This is a genomic window from Methylobacterium oryzisoli (assembly GCF_046557895.1).
GTDB classification, from domain to species: Bacteria; Pseudomonadota; Alphaproteobacteria; order Rhizobiales; family Beijerinckiaceae; genus Methylobacterium; species Methylobacterium oryzisoli.
Map to the genome: position 1 here is coordinate 16,506 of NZ_JBKIBX010000046.1, position 15,123 is coordinate 31,628.

General features: G+C 70.9%; 4 protein-coding genes and 3 pseudogenes. 4 read left to right on the forward strand and 3 right to left on the reverse strand.

Features of this window, described 5'->3' with window-relative positions; translation table 11 throughout:
- Positions 1-556 precede the first annotated feature (556 nt).
- Positions 557-1,738: pseudogene (locus ACKUB9_RS28590) on the forward strand (polysaccharide biosynthesis/export family protein); the annotation flags it as partial.
- Positions 1,739-1,749: 11 nt separating this feature from the next.
- Positions 1,750-1,899 (forward strand): annotated as a pseudogene (locus tag ACKUB9_RS28595) (polysaccharide biosynthesis/export family protein); the annotation flags it as partial.
- A 314-nt stretch (positions 1,900-2,213) separates the two neighbouring features.
- Here the strand turns inward: ACKUB9_RS28595 and ACKUB9_RS28600 are convergent.
- Positions 2,214-8,855, reverse strand: coding sequence for an autotransporter-associated beta strand repeat-containing protein (locus ACKUB9_RS28600; protein WP_407530009.1), 6,642 nt, complete (start codon positions 8,853-8,855; stop codon positions 2,214-2,216).
- A gap of 821 nt (positions 8,856-9,676) precedes the next feature.
- Between ACKUB9_RS28600 and ACKUB9_RS28605 the strand changes: the two are divergent.
- Positions 9,677-9,891, forward strand: a pseudogene (locus ACKUB9_RS28605) (IS5/IS1182 family transposase); the annotation flags it as partial.
- Between the two features lie 216 nt (positions 9,892-10,107).
- A complete protein-coding gene (locus ACKUB9_RS28610) occupies positions 10,108-10,743 on the forward strand; it encodes a GntR family transcriptional regulator (protein WP_407530016.1) in 636 nt (211 codons plus the stop codon).
- Between the two features lie 37 nt (positions 10,744-10,780).
- Here ACKUB9_RS28610 and ACKUB9_RS28615 read toward each other — a convergent pair whose 3' ends face one another.
- Both ACKUB9_RS28615 and ACKUB9_RS28620 read right to left on the reverse strand, forming a co-directional pair.
- The gene (locus tag ACKUB9_RS28615; protein ID WP_407530011.1) at positions 10,781-11,755 is read right to left on the reverse strand and encodes a D-2-hydroxyacid dehydrogenase family protein; all 975 of its coding nucleotides are present in this window, start codon (positions 11,753-11,755) and stop codon (positions 10,781-10,783) included.
- Positions 11,756-11,850: 95 nt separating this feature from the next.
- Positions 11,851-14,898, reverse strand: a complete 3,048-nt coding sequence (locus ACKUB9_RS28620) for an esterase-like activity of phytase family protein (protein ID WP_410824713.1) — start codon at positions 14,896-14,898, stop codon at positions 11,851-11,853.
- Positions 14,899-15,123: the final 225 nt, after the last annotated feature.

Sequence of the window (15,123 nt, forward strand, 5' to 3'; positions counted from 1 at the left end):
GCAACAATCACCGGAATTCACCGGCCGCCGGCTGGGCGGGACAGGGTCGGTTAACGGAGATGAACGGGCCGATTCGACGCATCGGTCGGCGGCGGCACAGGAACGCGCCAAACGCGGCAGGAACAAGGAAAGACCATGAAATCCTGACGGTTTCCTCAGGCGCGTGCCGGCGCGCCGGCGTGGGTCCCCTCCCCGTCACAGTGGCGACGCATTCCCGCGCGAGGAAGCGCGGCCATGGGGCTCGATCCCGGGCCCCGCCGCCCTGCGGGCCTGTGGATACGGCGCAACACCGGGCGATCGGCCGTGCCCGAACCCTCTGTTAAATCGCCTGTGGCGAGACTGGCTGCTAAGCTGGGTGCGGCCGAAGCGGGAGCCGATCCCGCCGCCGGTCAGGCTTCCGGAGGCGCCGGCCGGCGATCCGGGCGGTCGCGCGGTCCCCTGAGAGACGATCATGGATCGGGTGCAGGCTCCGCGTCACGGAGCCTCTGCCCGGCAAGGTGAGATGCCCGCGCGGGACCCGTCAGGGCGCGCCGGCGGTGCGGTGTGGAGGTCATGTATGGTGCGCGTCGGTACGCTCGCAGCCCTGGCGGCCTGTCTGCTCTCGGGCTGCAGCATCCTGCCCGCCGCCGGACCCACGGCCAGCGCGGTGGTGGACGGGGCCGGCATCGCCACCGACCAGGGCCTGTTCGCCCGCTACGAGATCATCGACGTCGACGCCGCCACGGTCGAGGGGATGCGCGGGCGTCCGCTCGACAGCCTGCTCGCCTCCTTCGGCGACCGCCGGCCCGCGCTGCAGCCGCTGATCGGCATCGGCGACACCGTCTCGGTGACGATCTGGGAGGCCGGTTCCGGCGGCCTGTTCTCCGGCCCCGCGATCGCCGACCGGTTCTCGTCGGGATCCAAGTCCTCCACCATCCCCGAGCAGATCGTCGGGCGCGACGGGGCGATCTCGGTGCCCTACGCGGGCCGGATCCAGGTGGCGGGCAAGCGCGTGCAGGACGTGCAGGCGCAGATCGAGCAGGAACTCGCCGGCAAGGCGATCCAGCCGCAGGTGCTCGTCACCGTCACCTCGCCGCTCAGCGCCAGCGTCACGGTGGTGGGCGAGGCCGCGAGTTCCGGGGGCGCGCGCCTCGCCTCCCTGCGGGGCGGGCCGGCCTCCGCGATCGGCGGCGGCCGGATCCCGCTCACCGAGAAGGGCGACCGCCTGCTCGACGTGCTGGCCTCGGCCGGCGGCGTCTCGGCCGCGGTGAACGAGACCTTCGTGCGGCTCTCGCGCGGGCAGACCACCGTCACGGTGCCGCTGATCACGGTGGTGTCGAACCCGCGCGAAAACATCTACCTGCGCCCGGGCGACACCCTCACGCTGGTGCGCGACCCCCAGACCTTCCTGGCGATCGGCGCGCTGGGCGCGCAGGCCGAGATCCCGTTCAGTGCCGACGGCATCACCGTCGCGCAGGCGCTCACCAAGGCGCGCGGCCTCTCCGACTTCCAGGCCGACCCGGCCGGGGTGTTCATCTTCCGCTTCGAGCCGTCCTCGGTGGTGCGCCGCCTGCGCCCGGCGAGCCCGCTCCTCGGCACGCCCCAGGTGCCGGTCGTCTACCGCTTCAACTTGCGCGACCCGAACAGCCTGTTCGTCACCCAGGCGTTCCGGATGCGCAACCGCGACCTCGTCTACGTGTCGAACGCGCCCTTCACCGAGGTGCAGAAGGTGCTCAGCGTCTTCTCGANTTGCGCGACCCGAACACCCTGTTCGTCACCCAGGCGTTCCGGATGCGCAACCGCGACCTCGTCTACGTGTCGAACGCGCCCTTCACCGAGGTGCAGAAGGTGCTCAGCGTCTTCTCGACCGTCACGGCCCCGGTCGCGGCCGGCGCCTCGATCTACTCGGTCACGCGCTAGAGCAGCGCCCGATCGCGTTGCGACCGGGCGCTGCTCCAAGTCTTCGATTTGCCGCATTGTCTGCGCCGAACCGGCATCCACTTCGTCGGACAATGCTCTAGGCTGTCGTGAAAATCTGACGATCGGGGCTGCCGGATCGCTTCGGGTCGGTCTCGGGCGGCACGCCGGCGTCGAGCGTCGGATGAAGGGACTTTTTCGGCCTCCCGGATCGAGGCGCCTGCTGCATCTCGATCCGGGGATGCCCGCCATCTCGGGCCGGCTCACCCCATTCGCCGGCGGTATCCGAACCGGGGCAATCCCAGGATCCGGTGCCGTCAGAAGCGGAGGGTGAAGGTGCCTCGGGCGGCGTGGTCCTGGGCGCGCTGACCGACCTGTCCGGTGTACGACACGCCCAGCGTGGCGTTGGGCGTCACCCGCACCGACACGCCCGCCTCGGCCACCAGGGCGTCCCGGTCGATCGGCAGGCCGGCGCTGGTGAAGCTCGCCCCCGTCCCCAGAACCGTCAGCCGCGTGACCGGGATCACGGCGCCGAAGGCGTGGCGGTAGCCCAGGAGCCCGTGCACGAAGGCGCGCATCCCGAGGCCGAGATCCACCTCCATCTGGCCCCGCATCCCGACGGTCGAGACCGGGATCGTATCGTCCTGGGCCGCGCCGCCGAGGGCCGCCGGGCCACCCAGCTCGGTGAAGCGGTCGCGCCGGATCGAGACCACGGCGCCCCCCGCGAAGGGCTCGAGCATGGCCGCCCCGAGCCCGAACCGGTACCCGACCTCGCCGAAACCCTGCGCCGTCGTCCCGCCGGTGCGGACCGACGGCGTGCCGTTGAAGCCCGGGAACTGCACGAGGCGCCGCAGCGACACCGCGTCGTCGGCCGCCAACGCGCCGAACCGGACCGCCATCGGGCCGAGGCGGTAGGCGCCGTACAGGCCGCCGAACGCGCCGTCGACGGAGCCCGACTCGGCCGAACCGGGGGTGGCGAAGCTCGTCGTCCGGTAACCGCCCGTCAGACCCAGCCGCAGGCCGTTCTCCAGGCGCGCATCCGCCCCGAACAGGAACCCGCCCGTCGTCCGGGACAGCGTCGCCGCATTGCCGTCCGTGCCCGCTCGGCCGGTGCTGCCGAAGCCCTGGCCCCAGAGCGTGAACGCCTGCGGGTCGAGCACCCGGGCGGGCACCGCCGACAGGGCGGCGGGATGACCGGGCCGGTCCGCCGCGTAGGCGGCCGGCAGCGTGCGGTCGTCGACCGGCCGCGCGTCCCAACGCAGCTGGTCGAGCACCGCCTCGCGCAGCAGCCCCGCCGTGGCGAAGGCCGTCGAGGCCAAGCTGGCATGCGCGTCGCCCGACAGCGACGCGAAGGCCGCCCGCGCCTGCCCGGCCGAGAGGGTCGCGACCGCGTCGTAGAGCGGCGATCCGACAGCGCCGGCCTGCACCGCCGCCGCCGCCGCCCGCTGGTTGCGCGTCTGCGCCACCGCGGTGAAGGTGAGGTCGTTGCGCGCCAGCGTCAGGTAGGCGTCGTTGGCGTCGTAGCTCAGGAACGGCGTCAGGAAGGCGAAGTTCGCGGTCACGCCCGCGAACTGCCCGCTCAGGCCGCCCGCCGCGCTGAGGATGGTGTAGCGGGTGCGCGGCGCATAAAGGCCGGTGTCGGCGATCGCCTGGACGCCGGCGCCGGTCAGGGTGGCGCGGCCGCCGGCCACGATCCGGTCGGAGCGGCCGTCGGCCGTGGCGTCGACCCGGTAGGTCGCGCCCGGCGCGAAGCTCAGGTCGCCGATCACCGCGACCCGGCCGACCGCCCCGGGCCCCGCTCCGGGCGCGACCGTGCTGCCGGCGCTCAGCGCGAGGCTGGCGAAGCTGGCCTGTCCCGACAACAGCGTCCCGGTGCCGAAGCGCGCGGCGCCGCCGGCCAGCGTGCCGGTGACGGTGAGTTCACCCCCCAGCACGGTCAGCGGCCCGGTGAAGCGGCTGTCGCCCGACAGCGTGAGGGCGCCGCCCCCGACCTTGGTCAGCCCGGTGGCGCCGTCACCGTCGATGATGCGGCCGGCATAGGTGGTCGAACTGCCGTCGGTGCCCACCGTGAGCCGGCCGTTGCCGAGGCTGGCGGCGGCCGTGCTTCCCGCGAGGGATCCCACCGACAGGGCCGTGGTTCCGAGGTCGAACGCGCCGTCGTTGGTCAGGCGGGCGATGCCGGTCGTGGTGCCGATGAGCTGGATCAGGCCGGTATTGGCCACTGCCCCGTTGAGCTGGCCCGCGGCCTGGACGGTGCCGGTGTTGGTCAGCCCCCCGTTCAGGACGCCCGTGGTGACGAGCGTGCCCGCATTGGCGAAGGGTTGCGAGACGGTGGAGAACGTGCCGCTGTTGACCAGCGTGGCACCGGCGGCGTTGCGGGCATCGGCGGTGTAGGTCCCGGCATTGCTCAGGAAGCCGGTGTTGGTGAGGGCGTCGATCACGCTGGCCTGGGCGGCCACCGTGAGCACCCCGGCGTTGTCGACGCCGGCCGCGGTCAGGCGCCCGCCCGCGGCGACGGTCAGCGTGCCGGCGTTGGTGAGGAGGCCGGCGAGACCGTAGCTGCCGCTGACGGTCAGCGCGGCCCCGGCGGCGTTGGCGAAGGTCGCGTCGCTCGACACGGCGCCGGTGACGCTGAACCGTCCGGCCAGGTTGCGGATGGCGCCGTTGACCTGTCCTGCGGTGGCGGTGAGGCTTCCGGTGTTGGTGAGGCCCCCGGCGATGATGCCGGAGGTGGCGGTCGTGCCGCCGTTGACGAGGCCGCCGGTGAGCCTGCCGGCGTTGGTCAGGGTCGTGCCCGCCAGGGTGACGACGGGCGAAACGAGGCTGGCCGTGGCGGTCAGGGCGAGGCCGCCGGCGGCGACGGTGGTCAGGCCGGTATGGGTGCTGGCGCCCGTGAGCGTCAGGGTGCCGGTGCCGATCTGGTTCAGGTTGCCGGTGCCGCCGATGATGCCGGCGAAGGTGATCGCATCGGCGCGGTTGAAGGCCAGGGTGGCGTTGTTCAGGACATCGCCGGTGATCGAACCGGCGGTGCCGCCGCCGCCGATTTGCAGGGTGCCGGCGGTGATCGCAGTGCCGCCGGTATAGGTGTTGGCGCCCGTGAGCGTCAGGGTGCCCGCGCCGATCTGGTTCAGGCTGCCGCTGCCGGTGATGGCGCCGGCGAAGGTGACGGCATCGGCGCGGTTGAAGGCCAGGGTGCTGTTGTTGAGCACGTCGCCGGTGATCGAACCGGCGGTGCCGCCATTGCCGATCTGGAGGGTGCCGGCGGTGATCACGGTGCCGCCGGTATAGGTGTTGGCACCCGTGAGCGTCAGGGTGCCGGTGCCGATCTGGTTCAGGCTGCCGGTGCCGCCGATGATGCCGGCGAAGGTGACGGCATCCGCGCGATTGAAGGCCAGGGTCGCGTTGTTGAGGACATCGCCGGTGATCGATCCGGTGGTGCCGCCGTTGCCGATCTGGAGCGTGCCGGCGGCGACGGTGGTCAGGCCGGCATAGGTGTTGGCGCCAGTGAGCGTCAGGGTGCCGGTGCCGTTCTGGTTCAGGACGCCGGTGCCGCCGATGATGCCGGCGAAGGTAACGGCATCGGCGCGGTTGAAGGCCAGGGTGCTGTTGTTGAGCACGTCGCCGGTGATCGATCCGGCGGTACCGCCGTTGCCGATCTGGAGCGTGCCGGCGGCGATCGTGGTGCCGCCGGCATAGGTGTTGGCGCCGGTGAGCGTCAGGGTGCCCAGTCCCGCCTTGGTCAGGCCGCCGGCGCCGGACAGGGTTCCGGCGAACAGGGTGGAGCTGGTATTGCCGCCGGCGGTGAGGCGCGCCGTGCCCAGGGCGACGGAGCCGCTACCGGCGAGCGAGCCGATCGTCTCGCTCTGGCGCAGGGCGAGGGTGGCGCCGGCGGCGACGGTGACGGCGCTGAGGTCGCCGATCGCCTGCCCGCCCCGGGCTTCGAGGGTGCCGGCGGTGATGGCGGTGCCGCCGGAGTAGGTGTTGGCGCCAGCCAGGGCCAGCGTGCCCGCGCCGAGCTTGGTCAGGTTGCCGGTGCCGCCGATGATGCCGGCGAAGGTGAGAGCATCCGCGCGGTTGAAGGCTAGAGTGCTGTTGTTGAGGATATCGCCGGCGATCGACCCGATGGTGCCACCGTTGCCGATCTGGAGCGTGCCGGCAGTGATCGCGGTGCCTCCGGTGTAGGTGTTGGCACCCGTGAGCGTGAGGGTGCCGGTGCCGATCTGGTTCAGGCTGCCGCTGCCGCCGATGATGCCGGCGAAGGTGACGGCATCGGCGCGGTTGAAGGCCAAGGTGCTGTTGTTGAGGACGTCGCCGGCGATCGATCCGGCGGTGCCGCCGTTGCCGATCTGGAGCGTGCCGGCCGTGATCGTGGTGCCGCCGGTATAGGGGTTGGCGCCCGTGAGCGTCAGGGTGCCGGTGCCGATCTGGTTCAGGCTGCCGGTGCCGCCGATGGTGCCGGCGAAGGTGAGGGCATCGGCGCGGTTGAAGGCCAGGATGGCGTTGTTGAGGACATCGCCGGCGATCGACCCGGTGGTGCCGCCGTTGCCGATCTGGAGCGTGCCGGCGGCGACGGTGGTCAGGCCGGCATAGGTGTTGGCACCCGTGAGCGTCAGGGTGCCGAGCCCCGCCTTGGTCAGGCCGCCGGCGCCGGACAGGGTTCCGGCGAACAGGGTGGAGGTGTTGTTGCCGCCGGCGGTGAGGCGCGCCGTGCCGAGGGCGACGGAGCCGCCGCCGGCGAGCGAGCCGATCGTCTCGCTCTGGCGCAGGGCGAGGGTGGCGCCGGCGGCGACGGTGACGGCGCTGAGGTCGCCGATCGCCTGCCCTCCGCGAGCTTCGAGGGTGCCGGCGGTGATCGCGGAGCCGCCGGTATAGGTGTTGGCGCCGGCCAGGGCCAGCGTGCCCGCGCCGAGCTTGGTCAGGCCGCCGGCGCCGGACAGGGCCTGGGCGACGGTGAAGGTGTTGGCCGGGGCGGCGATGTCGAAGCCGCCGCCTGCGGCGCCCCAGGTGATGGCGCGCGCGGTGGCGGTGAAGCTGGTGCCCGTGACCTGCAGGATGCCGCCGTTGAAGGTCAGGCCACCGGACGGGGCGCCGAGGTTGGCCTCGCGCGAGACCGAGAGGCCACCCCCCGCCAGCGTCACGCCGCCGGAGAAGGTGTTGGTTCCCGTCAAGGTCAGGGTGCCGCCGCCCGTCTTGACGAGGCTGCCGGCGACCGGCCCGCCGCCGAACCCGGCCAGCCACGCCTGCGCCACGTCGTTCTGGGCCCGGATCCCCGCCAGAACGGGCGCGTAATCGACGTTGCCGAGAGGTGCCGCCGCGGCTGTTATGCTGGAACCAAGAAAAGCCCAGAGCTCCGAGTCGGAGAACGAGTTCAGATAATCCTGGTAGATCGTGATCGCGCCCGGAAGCTGACCGAGCACCAAGGAGGCGATGGGGTCGGCGCGGGCCGCGTCAAAGGCCGGCAGGATTGGGCCTAAGCTGGACGCTCCCGCCACGGCCGCCCGCAGGTTGGCGATCAGTTGCTGCGCCCGGGCGAGGGCAGCCTGCTGCGCCGCGGGGCTGCTCTGTTGCCGCAAGTCCTCGGCTTCCTGCCGCCGCTGGACGAGCGCCGCCTCGGAGATGTCGTTGGTCCAGGTGTCCGAGGCGCCGGTCGGCAGGTTGGCCTGGAAGGTGCCGAGGAACTGCCCCGGCCCCTGCATCGCTCTCCTGAGATCGATCAGGCCGAAGCCGTTCTGGTCATTGACGCCCGTCTGGCCGCCGACCGGCGCCGCCGTGGTCAGCAGCACGTCGCGCGCCTGCTGGCTGGTCATGTACGGGAACCGCGCCATGACCAGGCCCATCGCCGCCAGGGCGTCCGCCGAGGCTTCCGACGTGCCTCCGAGGCCACCGCTCACGTAGGTGGTGTAGGTGATCGGATTGTCGGTGCTCGGGATCAGGGTGCCGTCCTGGGTCATGTAGCTCGGCGCGTTCCCGTGTGCCGTCGCGGTGATGCACCACCACTTCGAGGGTCCGCAGATGTTCGAGTAGCCGGTGAGGGCGCCGCTCGCGTTGGCGGTCGCGGTCACGGCGAGCCAGTGCGATTCGATGCCGGCGACGAAGTTGGGCAGGGACGCGCCCACGCCCACCGGCTCGCGGTTCTGGTTGCCGCCCGGCATGAGCACGACCACGCCGGCGGCAGCGGCGCGGGCCATTCCCAGCAGGGCACCGTTGTTCGGGTCCTCCTTGTACTGCGTGACGACGCCGGCGAAGCCGGATCCTGGGGCCTGGGTGATCTGCCACTCGCCGTTGACCGCGCGTGCGCCCGCCGCGACGACGGCGTCGTAGGCGGCGCCCATGACGGCACCGTCGATTCCCTTCAGGCTCGGCGGGAAGAATTGTCCGATCGAGCGGGCGACGGACAGATCGCTCCCGGGGGCGAGACCGCGGGGCCAGGGATTGCCGTTCGGGTCCGTCCCGGATGCGCCCTGGGCGACGATGAAGCCGGACATCGCCGTGCCGTGAATGTCCCCCGAGTAGACGTTGAGGCCGAGATCGCTGGCGGACAGCGTGAAGGGCTGGCCGGCAATGCTGGTGTTGAACACGCCGTCCTTCGTGTAGACGCCGGTCGTCGTCAGCGTGTGGAGGCGGCTGCCGACGAGATCCGGATGGTTCACGGCGACGGAGGTATCGACGAGCCCGAGCTTGACGCCGTTGCCGTCGATCCCCATCGCGTAGGCGTACTGAGCGTTGAGCGTGGCGAGGGCCGGGTTGGCGAGGAAGGACGGCAGGGCGGCCCAGGTCGCCGCCGCCGCCGTCAGATCGGTCGTGCGCGTTCCGTCGGCGTTGACGTAGAGTTGCTGCGCTTGCGCCGCATACGGCGACAGGGCGGCCGAGGAGAACACGGTCCCGAGGAGGAGCGCCTTGAGGCGTCCCCCGCGTGCGATCGCCGGTTTCCGAATCGTGTCACGAGCGATCAGCCCCATCGTCCTGCTCCGAAGTGCGTGGTGTCAGCGGTTCCCTGCGGCGCCTCGCGCCCGACCACGCGGGCAGCGAGGCATCCCCAGGGCTGCGATCCGCAGCGGCGCGGGCCTGCGAGGTCCCAGCGACGCGTGCCGGATCGCGCCGAATGGCGGATTCCTGAACATCTTCAGCGAAGCAGACGAGTTTCATCGAAAATCGAAGGGAATTCTTCGATTTGCGTCGTCCGCAAGTTCAACGTCTATGTTCTCAGGTCAAGCGATCATAACACAAATCGCACGCGAGTTTATTTAGTCGCTCGATCCAGCATCGATGTTCTTTTTCGAATCAACGCAGACAATCAAATTTCAGAAGTATTGCTTTGCGCGTTGCGATTGTGAAGGAATCAGAAGGCGCGATGGAAGAATTCATCCCGCCCATGATGTCGCGCCGACGTCATCGGATGCCAGCACTCCAGCAATCATGGTGTCGTCGGCAACGCCCCGTGATCACCTGCCAGCCTTCACCCAGGCCGGGACAATGCTGCGTGAGGGATCGGCTGCGAACCCATGTGGTGGCGGCTCCTGCTCCGGTGGGCTGGCGATCCGGGATTTCCCGCGTGCTGCACCAGGAGCATCGAGCGAATCGACAAGGCGGTCAACGGTGTTCAACAATGATCCCGGATCAATCGTGCTGCCTTGACAATTTTGCCACATCTAGGGAAGGAATGGTGCGGCGCACGCTCGATTACTGCGATGCGTCAGGATTTATGTGACGAATAGTTGCATTTTGCGTCGGAGGTTGTGCTTCCTCGCCATCGATTGGCGTGCTGACGCTAGGGAATTTGGCACGCGGGACCGTGCCGCGCATCGCCCGGTGCGGCATCGAGAGAAGCGAGAGACCCGGCCGTCACCGGTGGGTCGTGGAACGGACGCACGGCCTGGTTCAGCCGTTTCCGCCGCCTGCCCATCCCGCTGCAAGCGGCGCAGCGCCATCGGCGAGGCCTTCAACCGCCTCGCCGCGGACCTCACCCTCACCAGAACAATCGGTTCCGTCAGGCGCTCTCGGCATCGGCGGCACTGTGCGCGGCATCATGCCGGATGGAATATGGGTGATTGCGAGCCGCCGACGCAGACGTGTAGGTCGCTGTCGAGCGGTGGTGCGCGCATAGCAAGGGCCTTGCAGGACGTCATGAGAACCGAGGTCGGAGATCAGATGGAGGGCTCGTTGCTGCAAGGGCAGGTCCAGGGCGCGACAGCCGCGAGCGCTTCCGATCAGATGTCGACCCTCACCCAGAGGCTCGCCGGTTCGATCCGGGACAAGCTGATCGCCGGCGAGTTGAAACCAGGCGAGCGCCTCTCCGAGACGGCTCTCAGTGCCTCTCTCAAGGTATCGAGAAACACTCTACGTGAAGTGTTTCGGATCCTGACGATGGAAGGACTGTTGTTTCACGAGCCGAACCGAGGCGTGTTCGTCTCCGTGCCGAGCGTCAGTTCGATCATCGACATCTATCGGATACGTCGGATCGTCGAATGCCGAGCCCTGGCGGGGGCCGATCCGAACCATCCTGCCGTCGGTCGGATGCGGCGGGCGGTCGAGACGGCGATCGTGGGCCGCGCGTCGAAAGACTGGGCGAGCGTCGGGAGCGCGAACATGCTCTTTCACGCGGCGATCGTGGAATTGGCGGACAGCAGACGGCTGAGTGTTTTCTACGCCCAGGTGGCGGCGGAGCTGAGACTCTGCTTCGGAATGCTTGAGGATCAGGAATTCCTTCACGCATCCTACGTGGACCAGAATGCCAATATTCTCGCCGCCTTGGAGGCAGGACGGCCTGCCGAGAGTGCGGAGATGTTGGACGCCTACCTGACCCGGTCGGAGCGCACCATCCTCGCCGCGTTCGAACGAAAGATGTGATCGGTTTCAAGAACGGCGTATTCGGGAATGTTTGCTCCTACGAGGGCGCGTAGACCCGCACCGGAATCCCCCGGCGCCACGCCGCGATCGCCTCGACGGTGTCCTCGTAGAACATCCGGTAGGTGGCGCGCGTGACGTAGCCGAGATGCGGCGTGAGCACCGCGTTGGGCAGCCCACGCAGCGGGTGATCGGGCGGCAGCGGCTCGCTGTCGTAGACATCGAGGCCCGCCGCCGCGAGACGCCCGCTCCGCAGCGCCGCGATCAGCGCCGCCTCGTCGACGAGCGGCCCGCGGGCGGTGTTGATCAGGATCGCCTCGGGCCGCATCAGGCCGAGTTCGTCCGCGCCGACCATGCCGCGGGTGGCGGGCGACAGGACCATGTGCAGGCTCAGCACGTCGGCGTCGCGAAACAGCGCCTCGCGCGGGACGAGCGCGGCCCCGCCGGCCCGCGCGCGCTCCGGCGTCAGGTTCGGACTCCAGGCGATCGGCACCATGCCGAACGCCGCTCCGATCGCCGCCATGCGGCTGCCGATGCGCCCCAGCCCGAGCAGGCCGAGGGTGCGCCCGTCGAGCGTGGTGCCGATCGTCTCCTGCCAGCGCCCCTCGCGCATATTCGTGAATTCCTGCGGCAGGTGCCGGGCGCAGGCGAGGATCAGGGCGAAGGCGAGTTCCGCCGTGGCGGTGCCGCCCTCGCCGTTGCGGGTGTGGCAGACGGTGATGCCGGCCTGCGCCAGCGCGTCGAGATCGATCGCGTGCGTGCGCCCGCCGGTGAACACCACGAGCCGCAGGTTCGGCAGCGCGGCGATCAGCCCGGCGGTCAGCGGCATGCGCTCGCGCATCAGGCACAGCACCGCGTAGGGCGCGAGGCGGCGCGCCGCCTCGTCGGGCGCCACCGGCTGGTCGAGGAAGTCGACCGCGACGTCGGGGCCGAGCCCCGCCCAGTCAGCGAGCCCCGCGGCGGCCCGCTGGTAGTCGTCGAGCACCGCGACCCGGATCCCGTCCCCCTGCCCCATCTCATCGTCTCCGGCACGTCCGCGCGACGTGCCGGGGAATGTGGCGCAGTCCGGCGCCGCGTGGAAGCGGCGGCGTGTCCGCGCAGCGGTCCGGATCAGGTGAAGGCGAGTGTGCCGGCGGTCAGGTTGGCCACCGTGATGTTGCTGATCGTGACGACCGTCTGCGCGTCGAGGGTGATGCGGACATCCGCCCCGGCCTGGATGCTGGCCGCCTGGACCTGGGCCACCGAGGTGAAGACCCCGCCGTTGAACAGCAGCCGGTCCGCCGCCGGGCCACCCACCGCGAAGTCCTGCACCACGTCCCGGCCGTCGCCGCGGCCGAACACGAAGGTGTCGCTGCCGGCTCCGCCCACCAGGGCGTCGTTGCCGGCATTGCCGTACAGCACGTCGCTGCCGTCCTCGCCGTTGAGGCCGTCGTCGCCCGCGCCGCCGGACAGGAGGTCGTTGCCCGCCCCCGCGCCCAGGAAGTCGCTGCCGTCCGCGCCGAACAGCTGGTCGTCCCCGATGCCGCCGAACAGCGCGTCGTCGGCCTGCTCGCCGAAGAGCCGGTCGGCGCCCGCGTCACCCGTGAGGACGTCGTTGCCCGTGCCGCCGTACACGAGGTCGTCCCCCGCCTCGCCGTAGACCCCGTCGTTGCCCTCGTCGCCGAACAGCAGGTCGTTGCCGTCCTCGCCGTGCACCTCGTCGTTGCCGACGCCACCTGAGGCGAAGTCGGAGCCGGCCCCCGCTCCGATGAAGTCGTTGCCCAATTCGCCGAACAGGAGGTCGGCGGCGAGGCGCCCGAACAGCACGTCGTTGCCCGCGCCGCCCCGCAGGGTGTCGGGCCCGTCCGTGCCGACGAGGCCGTCGTTGGCCGACACGGGCGGGCGCTCGCCGAGATCGAGCGCGAAGGCCAGCACCTGCGTGACCTGGGAGGCCGCGAAGTTGTTGTCGGCCACCATGATCAGGCTCTGGCGGCCGTCCGGCAGGCGCGGCCCGAAGGTCAGGCCCTCGACGTTGTCGAGGGTGATGCCGAGCGTGCCGAGGTCGAGGAGCAGCTCCTTGCGCACCGGCGTGACGCCGTCGACCTGGATCGTGCCGCCGGCCGCGCGGGCCGGCAGGGCGGCGAGGCCGGACACGTCGGTCGCGCCGTCGAGATCGACCCGGTAGAGCTTGATGGCGTTGCCGATTCCGGTCGAGAACGAGCGCTCCAGCGCGAGCAGATGGCCGCCATTGTCGATCGCCAGGAGGTCGACGAGACCGTTGGTCGCGAACGCGTCCGCCGGCGCCGGCGGCGCCGCCACCGGGTCGGCGAGATAGACGAACTCGCCGGTCGCCCGGTTGCCGGCGAGGTCGTAGCGCAGGATGCGCGAGGCGGTGCCGTTCGTCCGGCTGGCGGCCGGCCCGTCCTGGGCCAGCGCGTTCTCGGTCGCGGTGTAGAGCGTGCCCTGGTCGGGGGTCGCCGTCAGGCTCTCGAAGGCGAGGTTGTTGCGCACGCCCGTGGTGCCGGACGCGCTCGCGTTGAACTTCGCGTCGACCGGCAGGGCCGCGGTCTGGTTGCCGTCGAGGCCGAACCGGCGCACGAAGGGGTTGGTGAAGCGGCCCGAGGCCGGGTCGGCCTCGCCCTCCGACGAGACGTAGAGACCGTTTCCGGTGAGCGCGATCCCCTCCGGGTCGAGGGAGAAGGCCGGGAAGGCGGCGCCGTCCTGCCTGAGCGTCGTGACGCCCGCGACGGTCACGTCGCCCTGGTTGAGGCGCCCGTCCGAGAGGTCGATCCCGAGGGTGTAGAAGCGCGCCGGATTGATCTGGCTGCGGTCGTCCGAGATCGAGAGGTAGCGGTCGTTCACGCGGTCGTAGGTGATGCCCGACAGACCGCCGAGTTCGGTGCCGGCGAACTGGGTTCCGGTCGGGAAGGTCGCCTGGCCGAGGAAGGCGATGCCGCCGACGCTGCGGGCGGTGTCGTCGGTGACCGTCACGTCGAGGGAGGCGAGGCGGTGGTCCGAGGTCGGGAAGCCGCCCGGCAGGCTCGGCGTGAAGGTGCCGACCAGCGGAAAGGTCGGATCGGTGTCGAGGGGCCAAAACACCCGCCCGCTCACCGGGTCGAGGCCGTTGAGCGATGGCAGCACGTAGTCGACCCGCAGGTTGCCCGGCGCGGTATCCGCGAAATCCGCCGTGTCGAAGCGGGGATCTCCCACCTGGCGGCTGTTGGCATTGCCCTGCAGGGCAGCCTGCTGCGGTCCGCCGAGGCTCGTGGGCGCGACGGTCGCGTCGACGAGCGGCGCGTCGAGGATCTGGCGGGCGGCCTGCGCCACGCTGTCGCCGTCGAAGGGGTCGGCGTTCATGTCGCCGAGGATCAGGAAGCGCTCGCCCGCCGCGAGGCCGCCGGTGCGGCCCCGGTCGTCCACGATGTACCCGCCCCAGCCCGGCTGGACGTAATCGGCGAGGAAGCGGATCTCGTCGGCGTTGCGCAGGCCGTTGCGGTCCTCCGGACCGTCGAAGGTCGGCGGCGTCGGATGGGCCGCCAGGATGTGGACCGTCTCGCCGTTCACCTCGACCGGCACGTCCCAGTGGTTCTTCGAGGAGAGGCGCAGGACCGCGAGTTCCTGCGGCGAGTAAAAGTCCTGCGGGGCGGGCGTGGCAGCGTCGTCGGGCAGCCGCGCGCCCGGCATGTCCTTCCACAGGAAGGTCTGGAAGGTGCGGGCCGCCGCCGCATCGATCGGGTGGCGCGAAAAGAGCACCATCCCGTACTGGCCCGGGAAGTCGCCGAAGCCGAGCGCGTCGTCGCCGTAGCCCGGAGCGCCCGGCGTCCTGACGGCGGCGCCGTTGTTGTTGAGGTCGAAGCCGGAGGCGAGGCCGGTGTTCGAGGGCGCGACGAAGACGTAGGGGTAGTCGATCGCCGCCTGTCCGTTCTGCCCCACCGCGAGGTAGTTGCGACGAAACAGGTCGGCGGCCAGCGAGGCGCCGCCGGGGCCGCGGTCGTCGTAGTCGAACTCGTTGATCAGCAGCACGTCCGGCGCACTGCGCTGGATCACCTCGGCGACGCGTCGCGCCTGGGTGTTGTCGGGCGTGCTCAGATCGGCGATCAGGCCGCCCGCAGCGGAGCGGTTGAGCGAGGCGTTGAAGGTGGCGACGCGGAGCGTGCCCGGCGCAGGCGAGACGGCCATCGCGTGTTCTCCCGTGACGCCGGCGCGGCCGCGCTGCGGGGCCGGTTCGTGTCCGGGTGTTTCTGACCGCCGCGCCTGACGCTGGTGTGACGGGCGCGCGCGTCCGGTGGGGCGAGGCCGGAACGGTCTTGCGTCCGGCAAGGCGGCGCGGACAGGATGCGACCGGCCGTGCTATGCGGCCTGGGAAGCGGAGCGCGGAGGACAGGGTGGTGGAGCACGTGCGGG

Bases quoted from the DNA above. Each gene is read 5' to 3' on its own strand.
- ACKUB9_RS28600 (WP_407530009.1), bottom strand. From the start codon at position 8,855: ATGGGGCTGATCGCTCGTGACACGATTCGGAAACCGGCGATCGCACGC.
- ACKUB9_RS28610 (WP_407530016.1), top strand. From the start codon at position 10,108: ATGTCGACCCTCACCCAGAGGCTCGCCGGTTCGATCCGGGACAAGCTG.
- ACKUB9_RS28615 (WP_407530011.1), bottom strand. From the start codon at position 11,755: ATGGGGCAGGGGGACGGGATCCGGGTCGCGGTGCTCGACGACTACCAG.
- ACKUB9_RS28620 (WP_410824713.1), bottom strand. From the start codon at position 14,898: ATGGCCGTCTCGCCTGCGCCGGGCACGCTCCGCGTCGCCACCTTCAAC.